Annotated in this window: 16 protein-coding genes; 3 read left to right on the top strand and 13 right to left on the bottom strand. The window is 51.5% G+C overall.

The window, feature by feature from the left end:
• Positions 1-191 precede the first annotated feature (191 nt).
• The 7 genes from MXE41_RS02410 to MXE41_RS02380 form a co-directional block, all read right to left on the bottom strand.
• A complete protein-coding gene (locus MXE41_RS02410) occupies positions 192-2,624 on the bottom strand; it encodes a transglycosylase SLT domain-containing protein (protein WP_246977454.1) in 2,433 nt (810 codons plus the stop codon).
• A gap of 937 nt (positions 2,625-3,561) precedes the next feature.
• The gene (locus tag MXE41_RS02405; RefSeq protein ID WP_246977455.1) at positions 3,562-4,938 is read right to left on the bottom strand and encodes a sodium-dependent transporter; all 1,377 of its coding nucleotides are present in this window, start codon (positions 4,936-4,938) and stop codon (positions 3,562-3,564) included.
• 246 nt (positions 4,939-5,184) lie between these two features.
• On the bottom strand, positions 5,185-6,555 hold the full coding sequence (locus MXE41_RS02400; RefSeq protein ID WP_246977456.1) for a sodium-dependent transporter: 1,371 nt from the start codon (positions 6,553-6,555) through the stop codon (positions 5,185-5,187).
• Between the two features lie 352 nt (positions 6,556-6,907).
• Positions 6,908-8,296 carry a sodium-dependent transporter gene (locus MXE41_RS02395; protein WP_247099225.1) on the bottom strand — a complete coding sequence of 463 codons (1,389 nt, stop codon included), beginning with the start codon at positions 8,294-8,296 and terminating at the stop codon, positions 6,908-6,910.
• A 1,046-nt stretch (positions 8,297-9,342) separates the two neighbouring features.
• Positions 9,343-11,511 carry a polyribonucleotide nucleotidyltransferase gene (gene pnp, locus MXE41_RS02390; RefSeq protein WP_246977458.1) on the bottom strand — a complete coding sequence of 723 codons (2,169 nt, stop codon included), beginning with the start codon at positions 11,509-11,511 and terminating at the stop codon, positions 9,343-9,345.
• A 1,000-nt stretch (positions 11,512-12,511) separates the two neighbouring features.
• On the bottom strand, positions 12,512-12,781 hold the full coding sequence (rpsO, locus tag MXE41_RS02385; RefSeq protein ID WP_246977459.1) for a 30S ribosomal protein S15: 270 nt from the start codon (positions 12,779-12,781) through the stop codon (positions 12,512-12,514).
• Positions 12,782-13,163: 382 nt separating this feature from the next.
• On the bottom strand, positions 13,164-14,978 hold the full coding sequence (locus tag MXE41_RS02380) for a methyl-accepting chemotaxis protein (protein WP_246977460.1): 1,815 nt from the start codon (positions 14,976-14,978) through the stop codon (positions 13,164-13,166).
• Positions 14,979-16,299: 1,321 nt separating this feature from the next.
• Between MXE41_RS02380 and smpB the strand changes: the two genes are divergently transcribed.
• Positions 16,300-16,776, top strand: a complete 477-nt coding sequence (gene smpB / locus MXE41_RS02375; RefSeq protein ID WP_246977461.1) for an SsrA-binding protein SmpB — start codon at positions 16,300-16,302, stop codon at positions 16,774-16,776.
• 144 nt (positions 16,777-16,920) lie between these two features.
• Here the strand turns inward: smpB and secF are convergent, their stop codons facing one another.
• From secF to yajC, 3 genes are all read right to left on the bottom strand, one after another.
• On the bottom strand, positions 16,921-17,865 hold the full coding sequence (gene secF, locus MXE41_RS02370) for a protein translocase subunit SecF (protein WP_246977463.1): 945 nt from the start codon (positions 17,863-17,865) through the stop codon (positions 16,921-16,923).
• Positions 17,866-17,877: 12 nt separating this feature from the next.
• A complete protein-coding gene (secD, locus tag MXE41_RS02365; RefSeq protein WP_247099224.1) occupies positions 17,878-19,758 on the bottom strand; it encodes a protein translocase subunit SecD in 1,881 nt (626 codons plus the stop codon).
• Positions 19,759-20,139: 381 nt separating this feature from the next.
• Positions 20,140-20,472 carry a preprotein translocase subunit YajC gene (gene yajC, locus MXE41_RS02360; protein ID WP_246977466.1) on the bottom strand — a complete coding sequence of 111 codons (333 nt, stop codon included), beginning with the start codon at positions 20,470-20,472 and terminating at the stop codon, positions 20,140-20,142.
• Between the two features lie 1,013 nt (positions 20,473-21,485).
• Between yajC and MXE41_RS02355 the strand changes: the two genes are divergently transcribed.
• Positions 21,486-22,067, top strand: coding sequence for a hypothetical protein (locus MXE41_RS02355; protein ID WP_247099223.1), 582 nt, complete (start codon positions 21,486-21,488; stop codon positions 22,065-22,067).
• Positions 22,068-22,299: 232 nt separating this feature from the next.
• Positions 22,300-22,869 (top strand): hypothetical protein, encoded by a 570-nt coding sequence (locus MXE41_RS02350; RefSeq protein WP_247099222.1) that lies wholly within the window; start codon positions 22,300-22,302, stop codon positions 22,867-22,869.
• Between the two features lie 291 nt (positions 22,870-23,160).
• On the opposite strand, the gene tgt is transcribed toward MXE41_RS02350, so the two are convergent.
• From tgt to MXE41_RS02335, 3 genes are all read right to left on the bottom strand, one after another.
• Positions 23,161-24,285: a tRNA guanosine(34) transglycosylase Tgt gene (gene tgt, locus MXE41_RS02345; RefSeq protein WP_247099221.1), complete on the bottom strand. Its 1,125-nt coding sequence runs from the start codon at positions 24,283-24,285 to the stop codon at positions 23,161-23,163.
• 170 nt (positions 24,286-24,455) lie between these two features.
• Complete coding sequence (queA, locus tag MXE41_RS02340) at positions 24,456-25,595, bottom strand: tRNA preQ1(34) S-adenosylmethionine ribosyltransferase-isomerase QueA (protein WP_247099220.1); 1,140 nt, start codon at positions 25,593-25,595, stop codon at positions 24,456-24,458.
• A gap of 677 nt (positions 25,596-26,272) precedes the next feature.
• Complete coding sequence (locus tag MXE41_RS02335) at positions 26,273-26,422, bottom strand: hypothetical protein (RefSeq protein ID WP_247099219.1); 150 nt, start codon at positions 26,420-26,422, stop codon at positions 26,273-26,275.
• Between the last annotated feature and the right edge of the window lie 472 nt (positions 26,423-26,894).

Below are 26,894 nucleotides of genomic sequence, written 5' to 3'. Positions count from 1 at the left end.
GTCTGCAATCGGTAATCAAAAGGACTGCCCAACGCTTCTGATTGACATGTTGCCTGAAAAGCAAACGGCCTCCGCTGCATCCCTCTCAGGGGTGTTTCGGAGGCCGTGGGTTATGGTGATGCAGGCTCTGCGTTGACCATGCTATGACTCAGGTACAACTCAGAGTATGGTGCGTTGCGCCTTGCCTGCTGTTAGTAGACGTAGCTCATCTCATTAGGGCGGATGAGGCTGCCCTTGTCACCGGTGAGCAGATAGTTGTAGATAGCATCGTAGAGAATGACGTTCTGCACGTACTTGCGGGTCTCCTCAAAAGGAATGGTCTCCACATACATGGCGGTGTCACGGAAGATGCCATCAGTGGACTTCCACTGAGGGATACGGCCAGGACCAGCATTGTAGGCAGCTGCAGCAAGAATGCGGTTATTGTCAAAGCGGTCGAGCATCCAGCGGGCATAGGTTGAGCCAAAGCGTACATTGGTCTCCGGATCAAGAAGATCACTGGCACCGGAGAATTTCCAGTTTTCTCTGCGGGCAATGTCCTTTGCTGTGCCAGGCATTACCTGCATCAGGCCCACGGCGCCGGCCCATGACTTGATGGAGTGGTTGAGCATGCTTTCCTGACGGGAGATACCGTAGAGGAAAGACAGAGGCACATTACTCTGTTTTGCATACTGCTCAAAGATGCCACGGAAAGCCAGAGGGAAACGGTAATCAAGGGCATTCCAGTTTTCCGAACTTATCACATAATCAATGGCATAGCGGAAATTGCCAGAGTTAAGCGCCCACTGAGCCATTACCATGGCTTCGTGCTCAGGAGAACGGCGGGCTATCTCACGCCACTCATAGATGGCATTATCATCATCAAGGGCATGCAGTTCCATGAAGCGGATAGCAGCCTTGTTGCTGGCAATATCCATTGGGTAAGAATAATCAGGAGAGATCCTGGCATAATTGAACGCGTAATCTTTCTTTAAGGTCTGAGCAGCATAGAAGCCAAAGAAGCTGCGGTCACGGGCTACCTCAGAGAGAATGGTATCAGCCTCGGCACTCTTGCCCAGCTCGTGGGCGGCACGGCCCTTCCAGTAGCGCCAGTTAACTGCATTGCGCAGATCCTCAGGCAGGTGGTCTATGAGAACATAGACATTCTGCCACTGGGCAAAGTAGATAGCACGGCGCAGACGCTGCTCCTTGAGCCTGGTGTTCCATGCAACAGCTGGCAGATTCCTGTCTACCCACTCTACGTCGGAAAGCTCAAAGGCGCGACCAAGGAAACTGGAAGCAAAGATCTGATAGATGTCTACCAGCTCGGCATTGGATGGCTTGTACTTTTTAATGAAGCGATCAAAATCGCTGCGTGCCTGCTCTGGCCACAGATTGGCGTAGCGCTTGAAAGCAAGCACAGCCGTACGGTGTTCCTGCTCACTGTTACCCTCAACCTTGCTGAACAGCTCTGATGGATTGCTGTAAAGAGCCATCTGTGCCTCAACACGCTTTCCAAAAGATGTGGTATTGAGCACCCTGGCAAGGCTCTCTGTTGTCTCCTGGTAGTAGCGCTGCACATAGGCGCTTTCATAGCGCTTGAGACGCAGGGCATCGGTTAGATAGCCCCTGGCATCCATCTGCACAATCAGCGCATTACAGGCAGCCGGTCTGTTACCCAGCTCCAGGTACATACGGGTAGCAAAGTGAACAGCATCGCCAGTTACACGGTTTAAAGGCCAGTTAGCCTCGTAGTAGCGGCAGATCTGGGACTTCTGATTATGACTTAAAGTTGTCAGTGCTGTTTCATCAAAAGGCTTGTCACCTACCAGACGGGAAAGACGCTGATAGTCCTTGTTTTCAGAGAGATAGCGGGCATAGCGATCCTTGAGCATCTCTGACAGTTCAGCCTGCTCATTACGCTCAATAAACTGCATGGCAGCTTCAAACTTCTCATCTCTGATGTTGTAGGCAAGATAGTAGTAGTTAAGCCAGATATTGAGAGGATAGCCCTTGAGCTGCTCGCGCTGGATTTCAAAACCAAGTGCCTCGTCGCCGCGCTTGAAAGCATTTTCAGCCTGGATGTAGGCATCGCGCATCTTGCTGATACGGGACTTTGGTACGGACTCAAAGAAGTCCATGGACATCTCTTTGGCGCCATCGCCCATGCTGGCTCTGAGCTTTTCGATCATGGAAGGATCGACAGTAGAGGCAATAGCGGTGCTGGCTGCAGCGCCGGCAGCAGCTGCGGCGGCAGTCTTGGCAGCAGCCTTTGCTGCACTGCTGGCTGGAGCTGTGGAGGCAGTGTTCTTTGGTGCTGCGCTCTTTGCAGCAGTCTTTTTAGCCGGGGCCTTTTTGGCAGCTGTTTTCTTTGCAGCAGACTTACTGGCTGCAGACTTGTTGGCTGAGCTCTTCTTTGCTGCAGTATTTTTTGATGAACTCTTCTTTGCTGCAGACTTACTGGCTGCAGACTTGTTGGCTGATGTGTTTTTGGCAGCAGATTTTTTGGAGGTGCTCTGAGAAGACTTCTGGGCTGAAGATGCAGCCACTGCCTCATCAAAAGGGATGCCGGCAGATACAAAAATAAGGCAGGCAAAACTCATTACCATGGCCTTGAACTTAAAGGCTAAAGACTTTCTCAGCATCTTCTATCCCTCTGCTGCGGCATCCTTGCCTGCAACAGTAATCCAACGAAAAAAAATCACGAACCCGGTCAGCCGGTAAATATTCGGCTCTGACTGCATGACCATTGCAACAAAGCTGGTCACGCCTCCCTGTCTGTGAAACTATATACTCTTACCGCCTGAATGCATAAGCTTTTGCAGCCTGAACCACAAATCATCACCATGTATTCCCGCTTATGACAAGGCAGAAATGCCATTGAGCTGTATATTCCATGGAACACAGGGTTACGGCTGTCGAAATTCAGTACTCTAACTTAGCACAATAACGCTTAATCTACCTGTCATTATCAGACCTGTATGCACTTTGCACCATAATAATAAGAGAAATCAGGCATATTTTCTCAACTGTAATTATGACCTGAAAACAGCGTTCAGGTTCCATAGATAAAATACAATACGGGAGCTGACTCCCGACTTTTGTACATCCACAGTCCCATACGCATCCCTTATATCAGACAGATACCCGGTAAGCGTACTCCCGGACCATCCCGCGTCAATTTATTTCCTGCGCGTCAGGACAGCCGCTCAATTTCCTGTTTTCATCCATTTTCCCTCCCCTTTTAATCCCGGCTCCTGTCCCTGTCCATGTATCCCTCCAAACTTATCGATCACTGCAGCCAGTCTGTCTGCCCTTGCATCCAGCCCCTGCATGCCTTTACAGCGCGCTGTGATGATGGCTGCGAGGGTCGGCGCGATTGAGGTGGTCTTATGGCACCGGTTTATGGGAGTGAGTAATGAAAATGGCCCGGCAGCTGCGCAGTGTACGCGGCTGTCGGGCCTGATTGTCAGAGCCGGAGCAAATGCGGCGGACCTTTAAGTATGTCCTCTGTTGTCAGCATCACCAGACCGCCCCTGTAAGGGCCGGGCTGGTCGCTGCTGCGGCTGCTCTGGTCAGCCCTTAGAGGAAAAAGATGTTGTAGTAGCCAACTACCAGAATTACGGCGATAACTACAGGCAGTACGTACTTGAAGTACCATAAGGTCCACTCAGGGATCTTAGGGCCGCTGCCGGTATTACACTCTTCACGGTAGCGCTTGAAGCCCATGCCGCTCTTTGCAGTGATAAAGAGCAGGAAGACCAGAGAGCCTATAGGCAGTACGTTGTTAGATACGATAAAGTCCTGCAGATCCATGATTACGGTCTGACCGCCCAGAGGGTGGAAGTCCTTGAGCACATTGAAGCCCAGGATACATGGAATTGACATCACCGTAATGATGGCAAAGTTGTAGATAACTGCCTTGACTCGCGAAATCGTAAAGAGGTCCATGGTCATCGAAATAATACTCTCGAAAACGGCAATCAGTGTCGACAGAGCCGCAAAGAGCATGAAAAGGAAGAACAGGGTACCCCAGAAGATACCAAACTCCATATTGGAGAATACTGTTGTCAGAGTTACGAACAGCAGACTTGGGCCGGCACCTGGCTCAATGTCAAAGCTGAAGCAGGCCGGGAAGATTACGAAGCCGGCCAGCAGAGCCACAGTGGTATCCAGGATACAGATTAAGATAGCCTCAGAGGTCAGAGAGTGGCGCTTGTCCATATAGGTTCCAAAAATTTCAATGGAACCCTGACCTACAGACAGAGTAAAGAATACCTGGCCCATGGCTGCCCACATGGCCTGCATAAAGCCATGCTTTTGCACACTGTCCCATGAAGGGTTGAGGTAGTAGGAAATACCCTCGGCAAAACCCGGCAGAGATACTGAGCGCACGGCCATAAAGATTAGCAGAGCAAAGAGCACCAGCATTAATGGCTTGGTAATTCGCTCAACACCCTTGACCACACCCAGAGCAACGATAGAGAAAGCAATAAAGGCTACCGACATCATGCAGGCAAACATGATATACGGACTGGCCAGCAGCTCCTCAAAGCGCATTCCGGCAGTCTGCTGAGTGGTACCTTCAGGGAAGAAACCTGTGGCAGTACGCAACATGTAGTACAGCAGCCATCCAGTAATAACGCCATAGAAGGACATCAGAATATAGCTGCCTGGAATCATCCAGAACTTGTTCCAGTGCCACCTGGAACCTGGCTGCTCAAGAATTTCAAAAGCACGGGCTACAGAGCGGCGGGAAGCACGGCCTACAGACAGCTCCAGAGTTAATAAAGGTACGCCCAGTAAGAGCAGGAAAAAGAGGTACATGAGTACGAAAATTGCGCCACCATACTGACCGGTGATGTAAGGGAAGCGCCATACGTTACCCAGACCAATTGCACATCCTGCAGCAATAAGCAGGAAGCCTAAGCGCGATGAGAACTGTTCGCGTTGAGACATAACAACTCCTTTGAAAACAGCATCAGCCAGAAATCAGCTGTTCCTTGCTGTTTAACAAGCTTCCTCGGGGGGGCAAAGTCCATGCCCCTGCGAAATACCGGGAACTGACCCGGAAAGTTTGAGCTACTCTCCACATCCGGACTACTAAACCGGAATGCGCGGAGAACAAATTCTGTGGTCACCTGCCCCTGCCACCTGCAGCTGCAGCACCTGGCTGCAGCGTGTGGAAATGGAGGCACAGTGTGATTATTTGCCGAAGACAGCCACATAGCCCTGTAAGAACAGAGCGAAGATAACTACAGGCAGTACATAGCGGTAGTAGTTACGGGCAGCACCTGGAATCTTAAGACCGATGCCGTGATTGGTTTCTTTGATGTAGTTATCAAAGCCCCAGCCTCGCTTTAAGGTTATGTAAAGCACGTAGCAGGTGGTACCAAAAGGCAGAATGTTATTGCTTAAGATAAAGTCGTAAGTATCAAGAATGGTGCTCTCACCACCCAGTGGATGGATGTCGGACAGATAGTTGTAGCCGTACATACATGGCAGGCCCAGCAGCAAAATGGTAATGCAGTTGTAAACAACAGCCTTGATACGGGAAATGCTGAAGACCTCAATGGAAATGGCAATGATGTTTTCAAACACGGCAATCAGGGTGGACAGAGCTGCAAAGAGCATGAAGAGGAAGAAGATACCACCCCATACTGCTCCATATTCCATATTGGAAAACACGGTTACCAGGGTAACGAAGATCAGACCTGGACCCTGACCAGGCTCAACGGCGTAGCTGAAACAGGCCGGGAAAATTACCAGACCGGCCAGCAGAGCAACGGTGGTATCAAGCAGGGTAATAGTCAGAGCCTCATAGCCCAGGGTGTAATTGCGGCTCATGTAGGAGCCGAAAATCTGAATGGAACCAACGCCCAGACCAAGGGTGAAGAAGGCCTGCCCCATGGCTGCGGACAATGCGTTTAAAATGCCCTCTTTCTGCATGTTTTCAAAGCTGGGCATCAGGTAGTAGGAAACGCCTTCAGCAAAACCTGGCAGGGTAAAGGAGCGTCCTGCAAGGAAGATGAGCAGACCAAAGAGCATGAGCATCATTGGCTTGGTAATGCGCTCAACACCACGTCTTAAACCAAAGGCACAGACGCTGAATGACAGCACCACAACGAATACTGTGCACATGAGCATGATGTTCGGTGAGGCCAGCAGATTGTTGAAAATGGCGCCGGCATCGGCCTGGGTAATGCCGGTTTCAACATTGCCCGAGCCCACCTTGAGCATGTAGTAAAGCATCCATCCTGTGACCAGCGAGTAGAAGGACATGAGGATGTAATTGCCAGGAATCATCCAGAACTTGTTGAGGTTCCATCTGGTTCCAGGGGTGAGTTCTTCAAAGGACTTGCCCAGACTTCTGCGGGAGGCACGACCTACGGAAAGCTCCATGGTCAGAAGCGGGATGCCAATGATGAAGAGGAACAGCAGATAAATAAGTACGAAAATGGCGCCGCCGTACTGACCGGTAATGTAAGGAAAGCGCCATACATTACCAAGACCAATGGCACAGCCTGCGGCAATAAGAAGGAAACCTAAACGTGATGAGAACTGTTCTCTGGCCATAATTTTTATAAATCCTGATGGCTGGGGGCTGCCTGACAGGGTAAAAACACATCTGTCAGTTCAGCCTGCAGCTGCAGCAGTGACAGCTTTCCGGCTCAGCACCAGCCTGTCTCCGGGCGCTCGCACTGGCGCGCATGAGAAGGCCTGCCTGGCACAGCTGCCGTTGCTGCAGCTGTCTGTCATTAACCTGTACCCGACATCAATGGCCTGCGCGGTTCACAGGTCAGGTTTTGCCAGTACTGAAAACGATAAAAAGGCTGTTATCTGCCTGACAGCAACAGCCCTTTTCAGGCCCTGCTGTTATTACTGGCAGAGCCTGAATCAACAGGTAATGACAGTTAATAACTACTATTTACTTGGAAAAGAATACGCTGTAGTAGCAGTTCATGATTAACAGGAAGATTACTACAGGGACAACGAAACGATAGTAGTTAACACCCCAGGACGGCATTTTGATGCCGTTGCCGGTGTTACACTCCTTAAGGAAGTTGTCATAACCCCAGCCGCCACGCCAGGTGATGAATGCAGCATATACCAGAGCACCAAATGGCAGAATGTTGTAGGAAATCAGGAAGTCTTCGAGATCAAGAATGGTGGACTCACCGCCCAGAGGGTGGATAAAGGAAAGCTGGTTAAAGCCAAAGACACATGGCAGAGCAATGACCAGAATCACGACGAAGTTACCCATTACGGCACGACGACGGGAAGTGGTGAACAGCTCCATGGTAATGGCAATGATGTTCTCGAACACGGCAATCAGAGTGGACAAGGCTGCAAAGAGCATGAACATGAAGAACATGCCGCCCCATACAGCTCCGTTTTCCATATGTGAGAATACGGAAACCAGGGTCACAAAGATAAGACCAGGGCCCTGACCAGGCTCTACGGCGTAGGTAAAACAGGCAGGGAAAATAACCAGACCGGAAAGTAAAGCTACAGTGGTGTCCAGAGCCAGGATGCTCAGGCCCTCAGAGGCAAGAGTCTGATGGGAGTTCATGTAAGTACCGAAGATCTGAATGGCACCGATACCGATGGACAGGGTAAAGAAAGCCTGAGCCATGGCAGCGGACAGTACCTCAATAACACGGGACATACCGCCATCAGTGATCTTGGAGAGATCAGGCTTTAAGTAGTACTCAACACCTGCTGCAAAACCATCAAGGGTGAAAGAGCGCAGAGCAAGGAAAATAAGCAGGCCGAAAAGGACAATCATCAGTGGCTTGGTAATACGCTCTACACCCTTGCGCAGACCCAGAGCACATACGCCAAAGGCGATTGCTACTACAGCCAGCATGTTCATGAGCATGTCTGATGGTGAGGAGAGCATTTCACCGAAAGCCTTACCGGCAACGGCTGCTTCAGTGTTGGTTCCAAACTCGCCGGTAAAGCCTTTTACGCAGTAGTAAAGCATCCATCCGGTAACCACACTGTAGAAAGACATCAGGATGTAGTTACCTGAAATCATCCAGTACTTGTTGTAATACCACTTGCCGCCCTTAGGGGAGAGCTCTTCAAAGGACAGAGCCAGGGAACGGCGTGAAGCACGACCCACAGCCAGTTCCATCATTAATAATGGAAGACCGAAAGCTACCAGGAAGAAGAGGTAAATGAGTACGAAGATTGCGCCGCCATACTGGCCCACAATATAAGGAAAGCGCCACACGTTACCAAGGCCGATTGCGCATCCAGCGGCAATTAAAAGGAAGCCTAAACGTGAGGAGAAATGTTCGCGGGTTGCCATAGCTGAGGTTACCTACCAAGACAAATCAGGCATCAGAAAAATTCATCGTCCAGGTGGCCACAGGGCCACTGTTCTGATGCATTAAGGCAGCCGCAGCCCGGAGAGGCAGTCGGCTGTAGCGGCTTAATGCCAGTCCTGAGACCTCAGTATGTAACAGATGCCGCTACTGCACACCAGGCTCATCGCCGGGGCATAATGCGCACAGAACAGTTGCAAAGATACAAGGCACAGGTAAGTATGGCTTCAAGCCGGAAGCTGAGGCCGCAATGGCGTCAGCCTGGTCAGGCTCTGCCCGGTATCGGACAGTCAGTAAACGTTTGATGACAGTGTTGAGTAATGCCTTAGATGACGCCACTGAGATGGCCTGATGTCATCCACTGTGGGGCACGAAACGTGCCGCTGGGCACGGCCCCGGGATGATCGGTAAGAACACTTAGCTGCTGCAGTTAAGCTCAGAGACGGAAGCTGATCGCTTGCAAAAGCGTAAAACAGGCCGGTCTGATAGCTGCAACCTATACTAAGTCTTCCTAGTTTGCACTATTTTTGCCCCTATTTCAGCACTTTTGATCCTGGCGCCTATTTGGTGCACAGTTTTCATGCAGCTGCCTGTAAAAGGATCAATTGCACAATGCTGATTAAAATGGCAAAAAAGCCACATATTTTGCCATAAATCCCCCTGTTTTGCTTAATTTCCTTGATCTGAGCCTCAAATATAAACTTCTGTAGATAACTTTCTTTGCACCACAATTGAACGCAATTAATACATACAGAGCACAGCACACTATGTGCACAGCTCACACCAGTGCACCACATATGATGCCTCCCGCCCTCCTGCCAGCGCTGACTGCACTGCACGCGCAGCCAGCGGCGCCTGCACGCCCGCGCGGCCAGCGGCGCCTGCACGCCCGCGCAGCCAGCGGTGCCTGCACGCCCGGAGGACCCATACCGCCGTGCGCTGCAGGCAAAATAAAAGGTCCATGAGTCAAATCTCATGGACCTTTTATTTTGATGGGGACTGATGCCGGTGGCATCAGTCCGGCAGGCTGTTAGACAGTCTCTTCTGAGGACTCGTCAGCAGCTGGCTGCTCTTCGGCCTGCTGCCCGGCAGCGGCCTCTTCCTGCTGACAGGCACGGATAGACAGACGAATACGGCCATTGGCCTCGTCAACACCAAGGACACGTACTCTTACGCTGTCACCAATGCGCAGGTAGTCAGCAACATTGTCAACGCGCTCATCAGCAATCTGAGATACATGAACCAGACCATCACGGCCAGGCAGAATGTTAACGAATGCGCCGAATTCGGTAATACGGACAACCTTACCTACATAGTCACGGCCTACCTCAACATCAGCGGTAAGCTCTTCAATGCGGGCAATGGCAGCCTTGGCATCAGCCTCGGAGGCAGCGGCAATACGTACGGTACCGTCATCGCTGAGGTCGATGGAGGTGTTGGTATCGGTCTGGATGGAGCGGATGTTGGAGCCGCCCTTGCCGATAACGTCCTTGACCTTCTCAGGGTTGATGTTGATAAGAACCATACGTGGAGCAAAAGGAGACAGAGTAGCCTCAGGCTCAGGCATGGCAGAGCTCATGATCTTGAGCAGGTGGATACGGGCAGCGTGAGCATCGGTCAGAGCCTGCTGCATAATCTCACGGGTAATACCGTCAGTCTTGATGTCCATCTGCAGAGCGGTAACACCTTCGGTGGTACCGGCTACCTTGAAGTCCATATCGCCAAGGTGATCCTCGTCGCCCATGATGTCGGTAAGAACAGCAACACGGTCGCCTTCCTTAACCAGACCCATGGCAATACCGGCTACGGCTGAGGAGCATGGAACACCGGCTGCAAACAGAGCAAGGGAACCGCCACAGACAGAGGCCATGGAAGAAGAGCCGTTGGACTCGGTGATCTCTGATACCAGACGGATGGTGTATGGGAACTTCTCTGCATCTGGCAGAACGGCGCGCAGAGCACGCTTGGCCAGACGGCCGTGACCGATTTCACGACGCTTTGGAGAACCGATAAGACCGGTCTCACCTACGCAGTATGGAGGGAAGTTGTAGTGAAGAATGAAGCGGTCAGTACGGGTACCGGTCATGTCCTCAAGGGTCTGAGCATCACGCTCGGAACCGAGGGTACAGGCGGCAATGGCCTGAGTCTCACCACGGGTGAACAGAGCAGAGCCGTGAACACGTGGCAGAATACCGGTAGCAACGGTAATAGGACGGATCATGCGCTGGGTACGGCCGTCGATACGCTTCTCACCGCTGAGGATACGCTCACGTACAGTGGTGCGCTCGAGCTCGAACAGGATGGTGGCAATCTTCTGGCCCATCTCTGCCCACTCTTCCTTCATGGCGGTAACCTTTGCAGTTACGTCCTCAGCAATGGCAGCAAGACGCTCCTGACGCTCAAGCTTGTCAACGATATAGAAAGCCTGACCAATGTCCTCACGGGCGAGGTTCTGTACGGTGGCGACCAGCTCTTCATCTTCAGCAGGCTTCTGCCAGTCCCATACAGGACGGTTGACCTGCTTTCTGAACTCTTCGATTTCACGGATAACAGTCTGCTGCTGCTCGTGGCCGTACATAACGGCGCCCAGCATTACGTCCTCAGGGAGGATCCTGGCCTCAGACTCAACCATGACCACTGCCTGGCTTGAACCGGCCACTACCAGATCAAGAGCAGACTCGGCCATTTCGGAGGTAATCGGGTTTAAGACATACTGACCGTTGATGAAGCCTACACGGGCAGCACCTAAAGGACCATTCCATGGCAGACCGGAGGTGGCCATGGCAGCGGAGGCGGCTATGATGGAGATAATGTCAGTTGGAACCTCAGGATTGGCTGACATTACGGTAACCACAACCTGAACCTCGTTGACGAAGCCATCAGGGAATAATGGACGTAATGGACGGTCAATTAAACGGGAAATAAGGGTTTCACCCTCAGAGGCACGACCTTCTCTTCTGAAGAAGGATACCGGAATCTTGCCGGCGGCGTAGGCGCGCTCCTGATAGTTGACGGTCAGAGGGAAAAAGTCACGTCCCTCGACGGCGTCCTTGCGCTTGCATACTACTGTGGCCAGTACGGTAGTGTCATCCATAGAGGCGAGCACAGCAGAGTCTGCCTGACGACCAATTGCACCTGTTTCCAAAGTAATGGTGTGGCGGCCATACTTAAAAGAGCGGGTGATAGGCTGTAAATTCATCAAAAAAATTCTCCAGTCCCAGAAAATTATGTCTTTATCAAAATTGCGCAGGCCAGGGAGGGTCAGAATGTCACTTCCGGGAGGCTGTTGTCATGGGGATCAACCCGATCCACTTCTGCATGACCGCCGCAGCCGGGAATTAAGGTTATCAGGCAAAGGGCGCACTCAGCTGCACCTGCCCATCCGGGGCAGATGGCTGCGGACTGCTTGTAAAACCGTTTCCAGTCCTGCTCTGACTTGCCTGGGATCAAGACCAGGCCCTTGATTACCTGACTGTACCCTGTGCCGGTCCTGGCGCAATCTTCAAAAATTCCTGCGCGCTTCCGCTTTCGTACGGAGCCCACTTGCGCTCGATACTGTGCCTGAAGCATGACAGCTTTACTCTCATGCCTCATGACTCACGCAGCACGTCATTACGCTGCTGAGCATGTCAATTTTTAGGGATTTTCAGTTGCTTACGACCAAACCTGCAAAGTTTAGCTAATCGATCCTACATTATAAGGAAAACGGCTGCTAAAGGCACATAACTTTTTAGAAACTGTGTAGCCTCTAACACAGTTTTAACCGCCATCTGCATGCAATCCCGGCCGCCCGTGCAGCCCTGTCTGCACAAACCCCGTCAATATGTTGTTCCGGTCCATATTCCCGGCTGCACCGCCCACGCAAGCGCCCTGCCCCTGGCCCCAGGAGCCCGGTGACCTGGGGCGCCAGGCCCTGAGCAGCAGCCGGGCAGCCTGCTGCCCCTGCTGGTGCCAGCCTGACTCCCTGCTGGTGCCAGCCTGACTCCCTGCTGGGCCAGCCTGACTCCCTGCTGGTGCCAGCCTGACTCCCTGCTGGGCCAGCCTGACTCCCTGCTGGGCCAGCCTGACTCCCTGCTGGGCCAGCCTGACTTTTGAGGGCCCATGAACGCAGAAAGCCCGCAGCACAACATGCTGCGGGCTTTCTTCCCAGGCCGCCTCCAAAGGGAGGCAGCCCCTGCTGAAAACAGCAGATATACGGACTAGCGACGGAGCTTTAAGCGCTCAACGATAGAAACGTAGCGGGAGTGGTCCTTGCCCTTTAAGTAGTCTAAGAGACGACGACGCTGGGCAACCATGCGGAGCAGGCCACGACGGGAGTGGTGGTCCTTCTTATTAGCCTGGAAGTGTGGCTGTAAGTCAGCGATACGATAGGTTAATAAGGCGATCTGAACCTCGGCAGAACCGGTGTCATTGGTACCACGGGAAAACTCGGCAACGATCTTAGCCTTTTGCTCTACGGATAAAGCCATTGTAATGCTCCTTTGTGAACAGGATACGCCCTTTCCGATCACAAACTCAGAAAGGGTAAAAATTAACTGAGGCGCAATTCTATCACACCAGGGCGATAAAGCAAGCGCTTTTATACGGCCTGAACAGCCTTTTTACGGGCCTTGAGGCCCAAAATCCAGATCCCCGTTCCCGCACTTAAGAACAGGTCGGGGACGGCTCTTTGAGCCACCTTAAAAACAGGCCAGGAAGCGCTCTGTCAGCCCCTCAAACGACAGACCGGCCAGCGCTGCACAGGCGGCGCGGCCGGTCATGTCATGCTTTGCTGCAGCCCAGCCCGGCGGCAGGCGCCGGAGCTGGTCACAGCAGTTACAGTCAGGCCTGAGAAATTCAGGCATGAGAAAGTCAGGCCTTTGCCTTCGGCTCAGCATCTGAGCTGCCAGGCAAGGCGGTAATATTTTCGTTAAGACGGAACTTGCCAATCACAGCTGACTGGTTTGTAGCCAGATCATTGAGCACGTGCATATTGGTCTGAAGCTCATGCATCTGCTCGTAGCTGTCCTCGGCAAGCTTTGAAATATGAGCAATGCTGGAGTTAATCTCAGAGGCAGAATTACTCTGCTGCTGACAGGACATTACGATCTGCTCGGACATGTCGGAAATAGTGGCGATAATGCCCATAATTTCCTCAATGGAGGAGTTGGCACGGGAGCTTTGCTGCAGGGAGTTGCTCATTTCGCTTTCGCAGGAGGCCATCACGGCTACGGAATTGGTTACGGCCTTTTCCAGCAGGTTGATGGTATTGCTTACCTCCTTGGTGGACTTGGCAGTACGGATAGCCAGCTCACGAATCTCGTCAGCTACGATGGCAAAGCCACGACCTGACTCACCGGCACGGGCCGACTCAATGGTAGCGTTGAGCGACAGCAGATTGGTCTGATCAGCAATGTCAGCAATGGTCTGCACAATGGCCTCAATCTGATTACTCATCATGTGAATCTTGTTGATGGCCTCAGAGGAAGCACGCAGACGGTCAGAAAGGGTGTGGGTGGTGGTGATATTGTCCTGCATGGTGCAGCGGCAGGTATCAGAGGCCACCTCGGCGCTCTTAACCTCTTCGAGGGTAGAACGGGCAAATTCGGTTACCTTCTCAACGGCTACTTCCATCTCAGAGGTGGCACTGGCTACGCTCTGTGCAGTGTTACGCTGAATGGAAATGGCTTCATTGGTAGCATCAATGGAGCGCATATTGGTGTTAACAAGGCCGTAGAGCTTGTCTACGTCATTCTTAACCACAGTCAGGGTGCCATTGGTGTTATCCACCACGTAATCTACCAGCTTGCCAATAGAGCCGATCTCATCGCTGGCCTCAAGCTGAACCTTGTCACGCAGGTCGCCCTGAGCCATGGCCATCAGGCGGCGCAGCAGTACACCGGTATCACGGCGCAGAGAATGACGGATTGTGATATTGGTGAGGATAATGACGCACAGGGCAATACCCAGACCAAGGAACAGGCTGTACTTAACCCAGTGAATCATCGTATCTATGACTGACTGCTCAGCAATGCTGCGGTTGTTCAGATAGGTAAGCAGGTTACGCAGCTGGAACAGGGCCGGCATACTGCAGGTTGAGGTCTGCTCATAGGCAAGACGGGCTGCAGCTTCAGGATCACTCTGGAAAGTACGGGTAATATTCTGGGTGCTGCTTACCAGGCTGTCGACGAGAGCTTTAGTACGGGAAAAGTACTTGTTCTGCAGAGTATCCTTGACCTGGTCATCACTTACCATTTCAATCATGGCACTGAGCGCTCTGGTATTGGACTCAACAGCGCTGACAGCTCCGGTGATTTCATTGAGCAGCTCGGTGGTGCTGCCGTCATTACGGGTCAGACGGGCTATGGCATTTTCCAGGGTCAGAATATCATTGCCCAGCAGGTTGGCCTTGCTCACCACGGTACGCACGCCTGAGCGTGACAGTGAGTCATTAACCTGACTGGTCATGAAGGTGACCACCAGAGTAGCAACAAGGAAGAGGAAAAAGGTAATACCCACGCACATGTACAGACGGTGAATGATGGACATACCGCCAAAGCGCATGGTAAACAGGGCAAGGAAAAACGGCAGGTGAGGGCGGGCCAGATTCACCTTGGTCTTTTTGGCAAACTCGATATCAGATAAAGCATCGTTTTCAGAGCTTTCTTTGTTTTGTTCTGAGTACATAAAAAAACCCTTTCCGCTTAAGTCCAGGTACGGGCAGCTGGTGAATGGGGACGGCGTCTTTAGACCGTGGGGAACCTGCAGGCGGGCTGCAGCATGAAATCTGTTGTGGGTTTAAGGCCAGAAAAAACAGCAGTCAAAATATCGTTATGGCGGGCATTAAAAGTACTGAATCCCGCATCGATGCTGTGTTTCAGGATAGCAGACATGGGCACATACAGGACATCATTCCTGCTGTCCTTATAAGTTAAGACCTGCTCCCAATGCTGCTTAATTTCGCATAGACGCTCTCGGACCGGTTAAGAGCATATATTCGTAGTGAACTGGCACAATGGGCTGCTAAAGATACAGCAAAAAGCGTGCTTATTTTGCAAAAAGTCTTTTCGCAAAAAGACCGGATATGGCGCAAGTCCCAGTGTGCATGGCCCTGACGAATCTAAACGACTGAAATAATCAGTAATTTCAGACGTTGTATCTTAGCATTTTTTGGTTTATGTGCCATCAATATCTCCAAAACATTACAGCGTATTATGTCAGTGTGATTTTCATCGCACCAGTTTCGAAGACAGTTATCAATTTATTGCAAACAGGTTGTTTATGGGGTTTCAGGTTTGAACTGAAGCTCCAGTGGATAACTTATAAACACCATAACCAGGCCTCAAAAACCGCATAAATAAACCGGTTTTTAAGATAACGCAATGAAAATCACAAGAGCTTAATACGCCGCACCAAAACAGTCACTGAGTCACAAAATATAAACAGTCAGTATCTTGCCACACTGCCGGTCTCCTCACTGACAATCTCCTCACTGCCCTCCACCCCTCACCCCACCCTGCACTCCCCTGCATACAGCTCTGAACTCAGGGGATTGCATGCTGCATCACCCCGGCTCCACTCAAGGACAAGGAGTCCCGAGTCTGCACCTGGGTGCAGCACAGGCCGCAGCCGGCATCAGGGTGCAGCATAGGACGCAGCCGGCACCTGGGTGCATGACAGGCCGCTGCTGGCACCATGGTGCAGCTGGGAGCTGCTGACTGCAGGGAGTGCTTATGCTGAGCGGTGTGGCATTTTGCCTTGAATACAGGGGTAATGATATGATGTGCTGATTTTCTGCACGGGCTGAGACAAGTCCTTACGCAAAACATCAAACAGGCCAGTGGCCGGACCGACTGACCCAGCCCTGCCTGCATTTCAGCTTATGGCAGAACACAATCTTCATCTGATGCCTGCGGCATTGTAAGTCCGCCCGGACAGGATGCATGTATCCTCAGAGCTGTCAGCTTTACCCGGAGCCGTCAGATGACAATCTCATAAGAGAGTTATTATGGCTGGTAAGAAAAAGAACAGCGGTGGCGCAGAAATCGCCGTCAACCGCCGTGCAAAACACGATTATTTTATCGAGGAGCGCTATGAGGCCGGCCTGTCATTACAGGGCTGGGAGGTCAAATCCCTGCGCTCAGGCAAGGCCAATATTTCAGAGGCCTATGTCATGGTCAAGGACGGTCAGCTGCTGCTTATCGGCGCTACCATAAATCCACTCAAGACCTCATGTGCTTTCGTGGTCTGTGACCCTACCCGTACCCGCACCCTGCTGATGAACCGCCGTGAGATTAACAAGCTCATGGGCCAGTCCCAGCGTCAGGGCTATACCATCATGCCGCTGCGCCTGTACTGGAAAGGTTCCTGGGCCAAGCTGGAAATCGGTCTTGCCCGAGGCAAGCAGGAACATGACAAGCGCGATACCATCAAAGAGCGCCAGTGGCAGCGTGAAAAGGCCCGCGTAATGAAGAAGTCCTCATAGACTTTTACTGAACTTAAACCCAAAAAAAATCCCGGATCGGCATCAGCTGATCCGGGATTTTTTTATTTGAGACTGACAGCCCTGAACCAAAGCTCAGGGCCGCCTGGCCAGAGCATGGTCGCATGACTGGCGCGTGGGGCGCTGTTAGTCCATTGTCTCCATTTCTTCCTCGCGGCGCTCAATCTTCTTAGGGATTAAGTGCCTGCGCTCAATCTTTAAGAGCAGAGCCCAGGTTGAGGCAACGTATACGGAGGAGATGGTACCGAAAACAATACCTACGGTAAGAGCCAGAGAGAAACCGAAAATCATGTCACCGCCGAAGATGAGCAGTGCCAGAACGGTAATCAGAGTGGTACCGGAGGTAATGATGGTACGGGACAGAGTCTGAGTCAGGGAGACGTCAAACAGACCGTCCATATCAAGGTCATGGGCAAGGCGGCTGGCGTTTTCACGAATACGGTCAAACACAACGATCTTGTCGTTAAGCGAATAACCAAGCACAGTGAGCACAGCAGCCAGTACAGTCAGGTCATACTCAATCTGCCAGAAAGAGAAGACACCGAGTACTACCACCACGTCATAGGCAAGTGAAATAACTGCACCAGTAGCCATTCTCCACTCAAAGCGGAATGCAATATAGACCAGAATGGCGATCAGGGAGACCACGATGGCCACAATGCCGCTTTCTACCAGCTCAGCACCAACTGAAGGACCAACATACTCAGAACGGGTGATGCTGGACTTTGGATCGAGCTTGAAAGAGGCTTCCTGAATCTTGGTGGTTACATACTGCTGATTGAGGTCATCCTTTGGAGCTACACGGATCATGACGTCACGGGTAGAGCCGAAGTGCTGAACCACACCCTCAATGCCCTCGTCGGCATAAGCCTTACGGACCTTGTCCAGATCCATGGCATTGCTGTAGTGGGTTTCAACTACGATACCGCCGGTAAAATCAAGACCCCAGTTAAGACCCTTCATGGCCATGGAAACAATGGAGGCGATCACCAGACCGAGGCAGATGAGCTCCACTGTTCCCTTGATCTTCATAAAAGGGATAACAGTTGTATCCTTAATGAACTGTAACATTACATCACTCCCTTAGATGCTCAGCTTCTTGAGGTTTGGTCTGCCGCCCCAGATGATATTTACCACGGCACGACATGCGGTCACGGAGGTAAACATTGAGGATGCAAGGCCAATCATTAACACCAGAGCAAAGCCCTTTACGGCACCGGTACCCACCATAAAGAGGATAAATGCGGTGATAAAGGAGGTAATGTTGGAGTCAGCAATGGTTGAGAAAGCTCGGCTGTAGCCCTCGTTGATGGCTACCTGGACAGATCGTCCATTGCGCAGTTCTTCTCGTATGCGCTCGTAAATAAGCACGTTTGCGTCCACCGCCATACCGATGGTCAGCACGATACCGGCCATACCTGGCAGAGTCATGGTTGCACCAGGCACCATGGACATGACACCTACCACCATTACCAGGTTAAACAGCAGAGCCAGATTTGCTACAAAACCAAAGGCCTTGTAGTAAATGATCATGAACACGCCCAGGGCAGTGAAGCCGTAAAGCATGGCGCGCAAGCTGTTGTCGATGTTTTCCTGACCAAGGGATGGACCAATGGTACGCTCTTCGACGATCTGGATAGGGGCAATCAGAGCACCGGCACGTAATAACAGGGCCAGATTGTGAGCCTCACGTGCTGAATCAATACCGGTAATACGGAAGTTGGCGCCCAGACGGGACTGAATGGTGGCTACGTTAATAACCTGCTCAACCTTCTTGAACTTTGGCTTGTAACCTGGCTGACCAATCTTTGGAGCATCAGGGTCAGTGTTCTCCACTACCTTGAACTCGATAAAGTTGGTGGCCATGGCCTTGCCCACATTGTCCTTGGTGAACTCGGACATGATGGAGCCGCCACGGGCATCAAGAGAGATGTTTACCTGAGGACGGCCGTTTTCATCAGTTGAAGAAGAGGCATCAACGATGTGGTCACCGGTCAGAATTACTCTCTTTTCCAGGATTACAGGGTAGCCGTTACGATCCTGATGCAGCTCAGTGCCAGGCGGGATACGGCCCTGCATGGCAGCATTAACATCAGCATTGGAGTTGACAAGACGGAATTCGAGGGTTGCAGTAGCACCAAGAATTTCCTTGGCACGGGCAGTGTCCTGAACACCTGGCAGCTCAACAACCACGCGCTCAGCACCCTGACGCTGAATCAGAGGCTCAGCAACACCAAGCTCGTTAACACGATTACGTAAGATGTTGATGTTCTGATCAACAGCAGCGGTTCTGATCTGGGAAAGGCGGGCTTCGGTCATGCCGGCACGGATAAAGTAGCTGCCGTCACGCTCGGAGTTCTGGAAGATAAAATCGCGGTGATTCTTCTTTAAGAGGTCGGCTGCAGCATCGCGGCTCTGAGCGTCACGGAAAGTGATCAGCACATCGTTGCCGTCTGCACGGGCACCGGAAAGACGGATATTGTTCTGTCGCAGCTCATTACGGAGATCAGAAACCAGCTGGGTTCTCATCTTCTTCATGGCTTCATCCATGTCAACTTCCATGAGGAAGTGCACGCCGCCACGAAGGTCAAGACCAAGCTTTAGCGGATTCATACCCAGATTGCGCATGAACTCCGGTGTGGCAGGAGCCAGATTTAAGGCAGTAATATAGCGGTCACCCAGGTAGGACTGAACCAGGTCCTTGGCCATAATCTGGGTATCAGTATCAGTAAAGCGGATCAGCATCTGGCCCTGTTCATCAAGCTCGGAAATACCCTTGATGTTCTTGGTCTTAAGCAGGTTCTCTACCTCGGCTGCTACTTCCTGAGAAACAGGATTACCGTTGGTGCCAGAGACCTGCAGGGCAGGATCCTCACCATACAGATTAGGTATGGCGTAAAAGAAACCTATGGCAATGGTGGCAAAAACCAGCAGGTTCTTCCACCAGGGAAATTTATTTATCACAATTCATCTCAAAAAGCTGGCATCAAGGCTGCCATGACTCCAGCGGCCACAGCTCGGCAGTCGTTCTGCAGCAGGTACAGCACACTGTGCCGTTCCTGGCCTTGATTGATTAATCTGGCCGGAGCACTGTCTCTGGCCATGCTGGCAGCTGACAGAAAAGACAGGAATGAAACTGCACGGACCACAGGTCCGGCCTGACCGCCTGATACTGTCAGCTCAGCCCTGAATAACACTGTTATCAGGGCAAAGGCGTCCCTTTTCTGAAGGCCTGAGCGCTGTCAGTTCAAGGACGTCTCCGGAACGGGGCTGCAGGTGCAGCTGCATATATAAGATATACAGCGCGTCTTACTGAGCGATCCGCCCGGACTTTCAAGCCTGCACTTAAATGCTCTCGAGGGTGCCCTTAGGTAATACGGCAACGATGTAGTTGCGGCGCATCTGTAAGACTACGTCCTTACCTACACCAACCATGACGTATTCCTTGTTCTCAGGAAGCTTGACTACCTTACCAGCGATACCACCATTGGTTAAAACCTCATCACCGACAGCAAGACCGTCGAGCAGGTTCTGCATCTCCTTGCGCTTTTTGTTGTTTGGACGCATTACAAAGAAGTAAACAGCGACCATACAGACCACAAGAATAATGAGCATGCTCATATCGCCGCCTGGAGCTGGAGCGCCCTCAGCAGCATGAGCAACTGAAATGATGTTCATGATGTTACCTTTGATACAAAGTGGTGAAAAATACAGTGTGAATAGTCATTTCCTGAAGAAACGCTTCCCGCAAGCACCGACCTGCAGCATGTAGACTGCCTGCTGCCGTTGCTGACGGGCATTTACCCGCAAAAGAGTATTCGGACTCTATCCAGCCCTAAATCTGTCCGGCATCCGCCCCGCCTGCTTTAATGTAAAGCAGCGTCTCCAGATGCCCTGTGCCCTATAACCCCACTCCCTTGAGCTGTTAACCAGACTGTAAAGTCACAGACTGTATCAGGTCAGAAAAAGGGATAAACTCACCACACTTTTGCGTACAGAACCACAAGAGCTGCAACCGTATCCGGCTATGCGCTCCCGGGTCAGCATGCACTGCAGTAATGAGTATGTTATGCAGGCAGAAACCGGCTTTTATACCGGCAAATCAGCTGATGATCCGCACGGCTAAAAGGTACAAATAAGCTTTCTATTTTGACTGAGGTACTGTTATTGTCAAGCCCTGATTTTACCAGGCCAGGCAAGCCAGTCGCAGGCCGCCTGCGCAGGCCACTTATACCGTAAAAATCATATGCCTGGCCCGCGCGCCCATCCCCTGTCCCGGCAAGTCAGCCAAGGGCACTGCTGGTCCCCGGCCTGCAGCCTGGCGCGCTGCCGAGTCATTCAGCCCGGCCCGGGCACGCTGCAAGGCTGAGCCTGCAGCACGGCTGCGCCCTTGCAGCAGGAGGCAGCCGGAGGCAGGCTCAGGCATGGTTATACAGGGGGACACAGTATCATAGCTGTCAAGTATTAGCGTACCCACAGTAAGCATGAATGTGCATAAAAATCATTAAACTGAGCTGTTCATAAATATGTGATCGCGATTGAAAAGACAGCAAAAGTCATGCTTTGACAGTAATATAACCAAATGCCCTCATGCTAATATGACCAGACCTCGAAACAGTGCATCTTACTGCCTGTATATCGAAGTTTAAGAATAAAAACGCTGTTGAATCAGCTGACATGGATGAAACACTATGAAGACAGTTGCCGTCCTGGCTCTGGCAGCAGCCGGATTATGGGGTACAGCTCAGGCCGAGCCTGACAACAGAATTGACATTATGGAAAACAGCTTTTCTGTTTTTGAAAACCAGAAACAGTGTATTCAGGGCATGCATGTTCTGCGTCATGCAGCATATGAAACTGCTTCCCTTCCTGAATCAACCTGGAAGCTGGTGGATGTAGAGGACATAGAGACCAGAGTCAAAAACCGCTACGCTTTATTTAAGGCCATGTATGCTTCCTACAAACTCAAAGGAGCGGCGCTGGACCAGTACGGCTGGGACGATACCAGTTTTGCCTTATACCTTGATATGCTGAGCAATATCTGCTCAGACTCCAGGGCTGACAATCCGGAAATAATGAGCGAAATGACCGAAAAGCTTATAGAGAAGTGCTATACCGTTTTCAATGAATTCCCATATGATGAAGAGGCAGAGTTCGAGCTCATCGATGAGGTTGGACTGCCACAGGACAGCAGCTGGGATGGCTTTACATTCAGCCTTGAAAGCGGGCAAACCCACGTTCTCAACAGCGACGGAACTGTCAGAACAAAATGAGAGCTCGATGCAGCGGCAGCAGCCAAAGCTCCACTGGCCAAAACCACAGCAGCTGAACACACATCAGATAACGATGCTGCAGGTAAGGCCACATCAGGTGACGCTGCAGCAGGTAAGGCCATATCAGGTGATGCTGCTGCAGGTAAGGCCACATCAGGTGACGCTGCAGGAGCTGTCAGCTGATATATTTGGCTGATAAAAAACGTATTCAATCCAATATTGGGAGATGCCCTTGAAGTTAATCTCAACCCTGATGCTTGCCGCCTCCATTTTCAGCGGCAGCGCTGCCCTTGCTGCAGACAGAGCCGAAACTATCGAAGCCCTGCCAGGTCGTTTTGCCAGTCAGACCCAGTGTATTCAGGGCATTCATGTATTACGTTATGCCGGCACTGTTTACAACAGCCTGCCAGAGACCGGCCGTCTTCTCATTAATAACCTTGATGAAAAGAACCGTACATTCAACCGTATGGCCATTCTCGATCAGACCTGGGATCTGCTAAACCGCAGCACCGACCTGCGCAAATACGGCTGGAACCAGGAAAACCTGGTAATGTACCTGAGCATACTGCACACCATGGAGCAGCAGAACCCTGAAAACCCTGATTATGTACTGGATCTGACCAGTGCCCTGCTCAACAAGTGCTATACCACATTCAACGAGTTCCCTCAGGATGCTGAACAAGAGTTTGAGCTGATTGACGAAGTAGCCCTGCCTCAGGATATAGGCTGGGACAGCTTCAGGCTGCGCGTTAACAACAAGCCTCTTACTCTGGACTTCGACGGCAATCCTGTAGAGAAATAGGCCTGACAGTCACACTCAGCCCCTCACCGTTCCCGTCACCTGGCGCCATAATCCGGCGCCACCACCTGATCAGGGACGGCACCGGTTGAGTGGACATGCCGTCAGGGAGCTGCCTGCCCGGCCTGGAGCCATTGGCCAGGCCGGGTGCAGCTGGCTTATGCCAGTGCATGACTGCCCTGCCAGGCTTAACCTGGCTTCAGTCCGGACCATAAAAAATGCCTGCTGCTGAGCGTTGCTCAGAGCAGGCATTTTTATTCGTGCAGCCATGCACAGGCCACAGTGATGTTGGTGTTACTCTACGCTGATGCGGGCACCCAGTCCCTGGGCCTTGTAATATTCCTCGGCAAACTGCTCAAGGCGGCCTTCAGAAATAGCCTCACGAATCTGAGCCATGAAGTTCTCGTAGTAATGGAGATTGTGAATGGTGTTGAGGTGAGCGCCCAGAATCTCATTACACTTGTCCAGATGGTGCAGATAGGCCTTGGAGAAGTTGCGGCAGGTGTAGCAGCTGCAATTTGGATCAAGAGGCGAGGTATCCATCTTGTACTTGGCATTACGGATCTTGACCACACCCTGAGAGGTAAAGAGGTGACCGTTACGGGCATTGCGTGACGGCATAACACAGTCAAACATGTCCACGCCATTGAGTACACCCTCAAGAATATCTTCAGGACGGCCTACGCCCATCAGATAACGTGGCTTTTCCTGAGGCATGATTGGAGTAATGTGAGCAAGAGCTTTGTACATGACATCCTTTGGTTCACCCACAGCAAGGCCGCCGATGGCGTAGCCGTCAAAGCCAATGTCAGTAAGTCCCTTTAATGAGGCCTCACGCAGCCCCTGATCAGTGCCGCCCTGGATAATACCAAAGAGAGCGTTTTTGTTGCCCAGTCGGTCAAACTCGTCGCGGCAGCGCTTTGCCCAGCGTAATGACAGCTCCATGGCCTCACGCATGCGCTTGTGGTCAGCAGGCAGCTCAATACACTCATCAAACTGCATGACAATATCAGAGCCCAGATCGTACTGAACCTGCATGGAAACTTCAGGAGAGAGGAACAGCTTTGATCCGTTGATTGGATGCTGAAACTTTACACCCTCCTCAGTAACCTTTCTGATACCTGCAAGAGAGAAAACCTGGAAGCCGCCTGAGTCAGTAAGAATAGGCTTGTCCCAGTGCATGAAGTCATGCAGGTCGCCATGAGCTTTGATTACCTCAGTGCCAGGGCGAAGCCACAGGTGGAAGGTGTTACCAAGCACAATGTCAGCTCCCAGCTCACTTACCTGCTCCGGACGTACACCTTTGACTGTGCCCAGGGTGCCTACAGGCATAAAGGCTGGAGTACGGACAATGCCACGGGCAAAATGAAGCTCACCACGGCGTGCCTTGCCATCGGCAGCTAAAATCTTAAATTCCATGCAAAAACACTCAAAATCGTTAAAAACCGGGCAAAAATGGCTCAATTATGACCCAAAACCAGCAAAAAGCCTCGATCCCGGAAAAATTCAGTGGCCGCCACACCTGAAGCCCCTGCAGCCAGAGCTGCAGGCACGCAGGGGGCCTTGCGACTTAAATCATGCGTCCTAAATCATGCGTCCTGTCCCTGTACAGAGCAGACAGCACTGTCGACATCACCGTCAGCTGACGGCGGCAGATCCACTGGTCCCGTACGCTTCTGGATAAACATGCAGTCGCCGTAACTGAAGAACTTGTACTTGCTCTGCACTGCGTGACGGTAGGCATTCATGGTATTTGCGTAGCCGGCAAAAGCACAGACCAGCATAATCAGAGTGGACTCTGGCAGGTGGAAATTGGTGATAAGACAGTCCACCACCTTGTACTGGTATCCCGGGTAGATAAAGATGGAGGTATCGTCATTAAAAGGAGCAATCTCCTCATCGAGGCCCATCTTCAATGCATTGTTGGCAGCACTTTCAAGGGAGCGTACAGCTGTGGTTCCTACAGCAATGACACGGCCACCGTTTTTGTGAGTACTGATGACCTTGTCGGCCACCTCACGGGACAGCTGGACATACTCGGCATGCATATGATGTCTGAGAATATCGTCCTCACGTACTGGCTGGAATGTTCCGGCGCCAACATGCAAAGTGACAAAGGCCATATCGACACCAAAGACCCTGAGATCCTCAAGCTGCTCATTGTCAAAGTGCAGTCCGGCTGTAGGGGCGGCCACGGCACCTGGCTCACGTGAGTAAACTGTCTGATAGCGTTCACGGTCCATAGTCTCATCAGGACGCTCAATATATGGAGGCAGAGGAATATGTCCAATGTCATTAAGAATGGACAGAATTTCCTGGTTATCCTGGCAGGTAACGTGGAAAAGTGCTCCCTGACGGCCTGAAATGGTCAGACGGTAGCGCTGAGGATCATCCTCAGTACCGACAAAGACAGTGCTGCCTGGCTTTGGGGATTTGGAGGCTTTGATATGGGCAAGAGCCTGCTGAGGATTGAGGATACGTTCAATAAGAAATTCGCACTTGCCACCAGTGTCCTTATGGCCATACATTCGGGCCGGAATCACACGGGTGTCGTTAAAGACCAGCAGATCACCAGGTCTGAGAAACTGCTTGAGCTCTATGAATATTTTGTCCTCAAGCTTTCCACTGTTGCCGTCAAGACAGAGCATACGACAGGCCGTACGCTGCTCAGACGGAAAGTCAGCAATGAGCTCGTGAGGTAAGTCGAAATTAAAATCACTGCGTAACAATGTTGTCACCCTTCCACAGTCAAATGATCTCGCATTTCCAGAAAAAGCCCGTCCCGGAGCACTCGCGTTGCAGTCCATACCTTTAGCGCTGTGCCTTTATATAAAGGAGCAGCTACCGGCGTACCCTGCCCGTTATCTCCAGTCGTTACCCTGATCTGAAAATCCTGCGATCCAAGCTCTTTGCCACACCGAAAGCCCTCAGCTCCAGCCTCAGTCCCCACGCCGTCTGCGGTCCCGGCATGCTGACACCTCAGCTGCCTCACCCCGCAGGTTCCATGAAGCCGTACCTGTAGCGGAAAACTTCCAAGAGCCGCCTCTGTCTGAAACTCCCGTAAGACCACGCAGCCTCCAGGCCATAACCCATTCCATGGCCCATGCACGGTTCTATGCACGGTTCCAAGCCCGTGCACTGCCACGGGCACTGACCCTGCCATTCCCTGCTGCACTCGAGGCACTGCTCGATGCTTGCAGCATGCTGCAGGCGCATTGAGGTCTCACCGAAAAATCAACCAAACTGCTTATTTTAGCATGTTTGCCTCTGCCTCAGCAGCCGTGCAGTTAGCCCTGCTCACTGCAGCAGTCCAGTCCACGCTGCAGCAACCGCCACAGTCTGAGCCTGCCGGGCAGACATTTCTCCCCTGCAAACCTACAGAAAAAGCATGCTGAAATTGAGACAGTCAGAGAGTGTTGATGGATGGATGGATGGATGGATGGATGGATGAATGGATGACAGGTGGATTGATTGATGGATGGATGGATGGATTGGTGGATGGGTAGATTGATGGATGTATTGGTGGATTGGTGGATGGATGGATGATGGCGGTCACTTATAGACATTCATTTATGTTACAGATGTTATAACATTGCTCCTTTCGGGGTGATGGTCATAATGACATGCAGGCATGATGTTGAAGTGGCATATCTGGTCGACCAAAAGTACCCGTAATTTCGTGATCATGCGCCTGTTACCTGCATTATTTAATATCTTTATTAAATTAATTTAACTAATTAAAGAACAGCCATGAGTATGTGAAGTGAGGCATGTTTATGCACAATTGCCTCATGAGTATAGTCCCGGTAACAACAGCGCAGGTTACAGGACCAGGCTGCATTATCACTATGGTTTATGATACCCTTATTCCCCGTCTGAACGGCTTGTTTATGGCATTAACGCTCTTAAATCTAGCCGACTTGGTTCTTATCTAGCAGACCTGGCTGATACGGGCATGAATGATATTTTGTGTGCTTGCTCTAAAAGTACGTTCAAAAGTGTTGCTACTTGTAAAAGTAAGTTGCATC

It is taken from the genome of Anaerobiospirillum sp. NML120449 (assembly GCF_023051105.1).
In the GTDB taxonomy this organism is placed as follows: domain Bacteria; phylum Pseudomonadota; class Gammaproteobacteria; order Enterobacterales; family Succinivibrionaceae; genus Anaerobiospirillum.
This window is presented reverse-complemented; position numbering and strand designations above follow the sequence as displayed.

Coding starts and splice junctions, on each gene's coding strand:
- MXE41_RS02410 (WP_246977454.1), bottom strand. CDS start 2,624: ATGCTGAGAAAGTCTTTAGCCTTTAAGTTCAAGGCCATGGTAATGAGT.
- MXE41_RS02405 (WP_246977455.1), bottom strand. CDS start 4,938: ATGTCTCAACGCGAACAGTTCTCATCGCGCTTAGGCTTCCTGCTTATT.
- MXE41_RS02400 (WP_246977456.1), bottom strand. CDS start 6,555: ATGGCCAGAGAACAGTTCTCATCACGTTTAGGTTTCCTTCTTATTGCC.
- MXE41_RS02395 (WP_247099225.1), bottom strand. CDS start 8,296: ATGGCAACCCGCGAACATTTCTCCTCACGTTTAGGCTTCCTTTTAATT.
- pnp (WP_246977458.1), bottom strand. CDS start 11,511: ATGAATTTACAGCCTATCACCCGCTCTTTTAAGTATGGCCGCCACACC.
- rpsO (WP_246977459.1), bottom strand. CDS start 12,781: ATGGCTTTATCCGTAGAGCAAAAGGCTAAGATCGTTGCCGAGTTTTCC.
- MXE41_RS02380 (WP_246977460.1), bottom strand. CDS start 14,978: ATGTACTCAGAACAAAACAAAGAAAGCTCTGAAAACGATGCTTTATCT.
- smpB (WP_246977461.1), top strand. CDS start 16,300: ATGGCTGGTAAGAAAAAGAACAGCGGTGGCGCAGAAATCGCCGTCAAC.
- secF (WP_246977463.1), bottom strand. CDS start 17,865: ATGTTACAGTTCATTAAGGATACAACTGTTATCCCTTTTATGAAGATC.
- yajC (WP_246977466.1), bottom strand. CDS start 20,472: ATGAACATCATTTCAGTTGCTCATGCTGCTGAGGGCGCTCCAGCTCCA.
- MXE41_RS02355 (WP_247099223.1), top strand. CDS start 21,486: ATGAAGACAGTTGCCGTCCTGGCTCTGGCAGCAGCCGGATTATGGGGT.
- tgt (WP_247099221.1), bottom strand. CDS start 24,285: ATGGAATTTAAGATTTTAGCTGCCGATGGCAAGGCACGCCGTGGTGAG.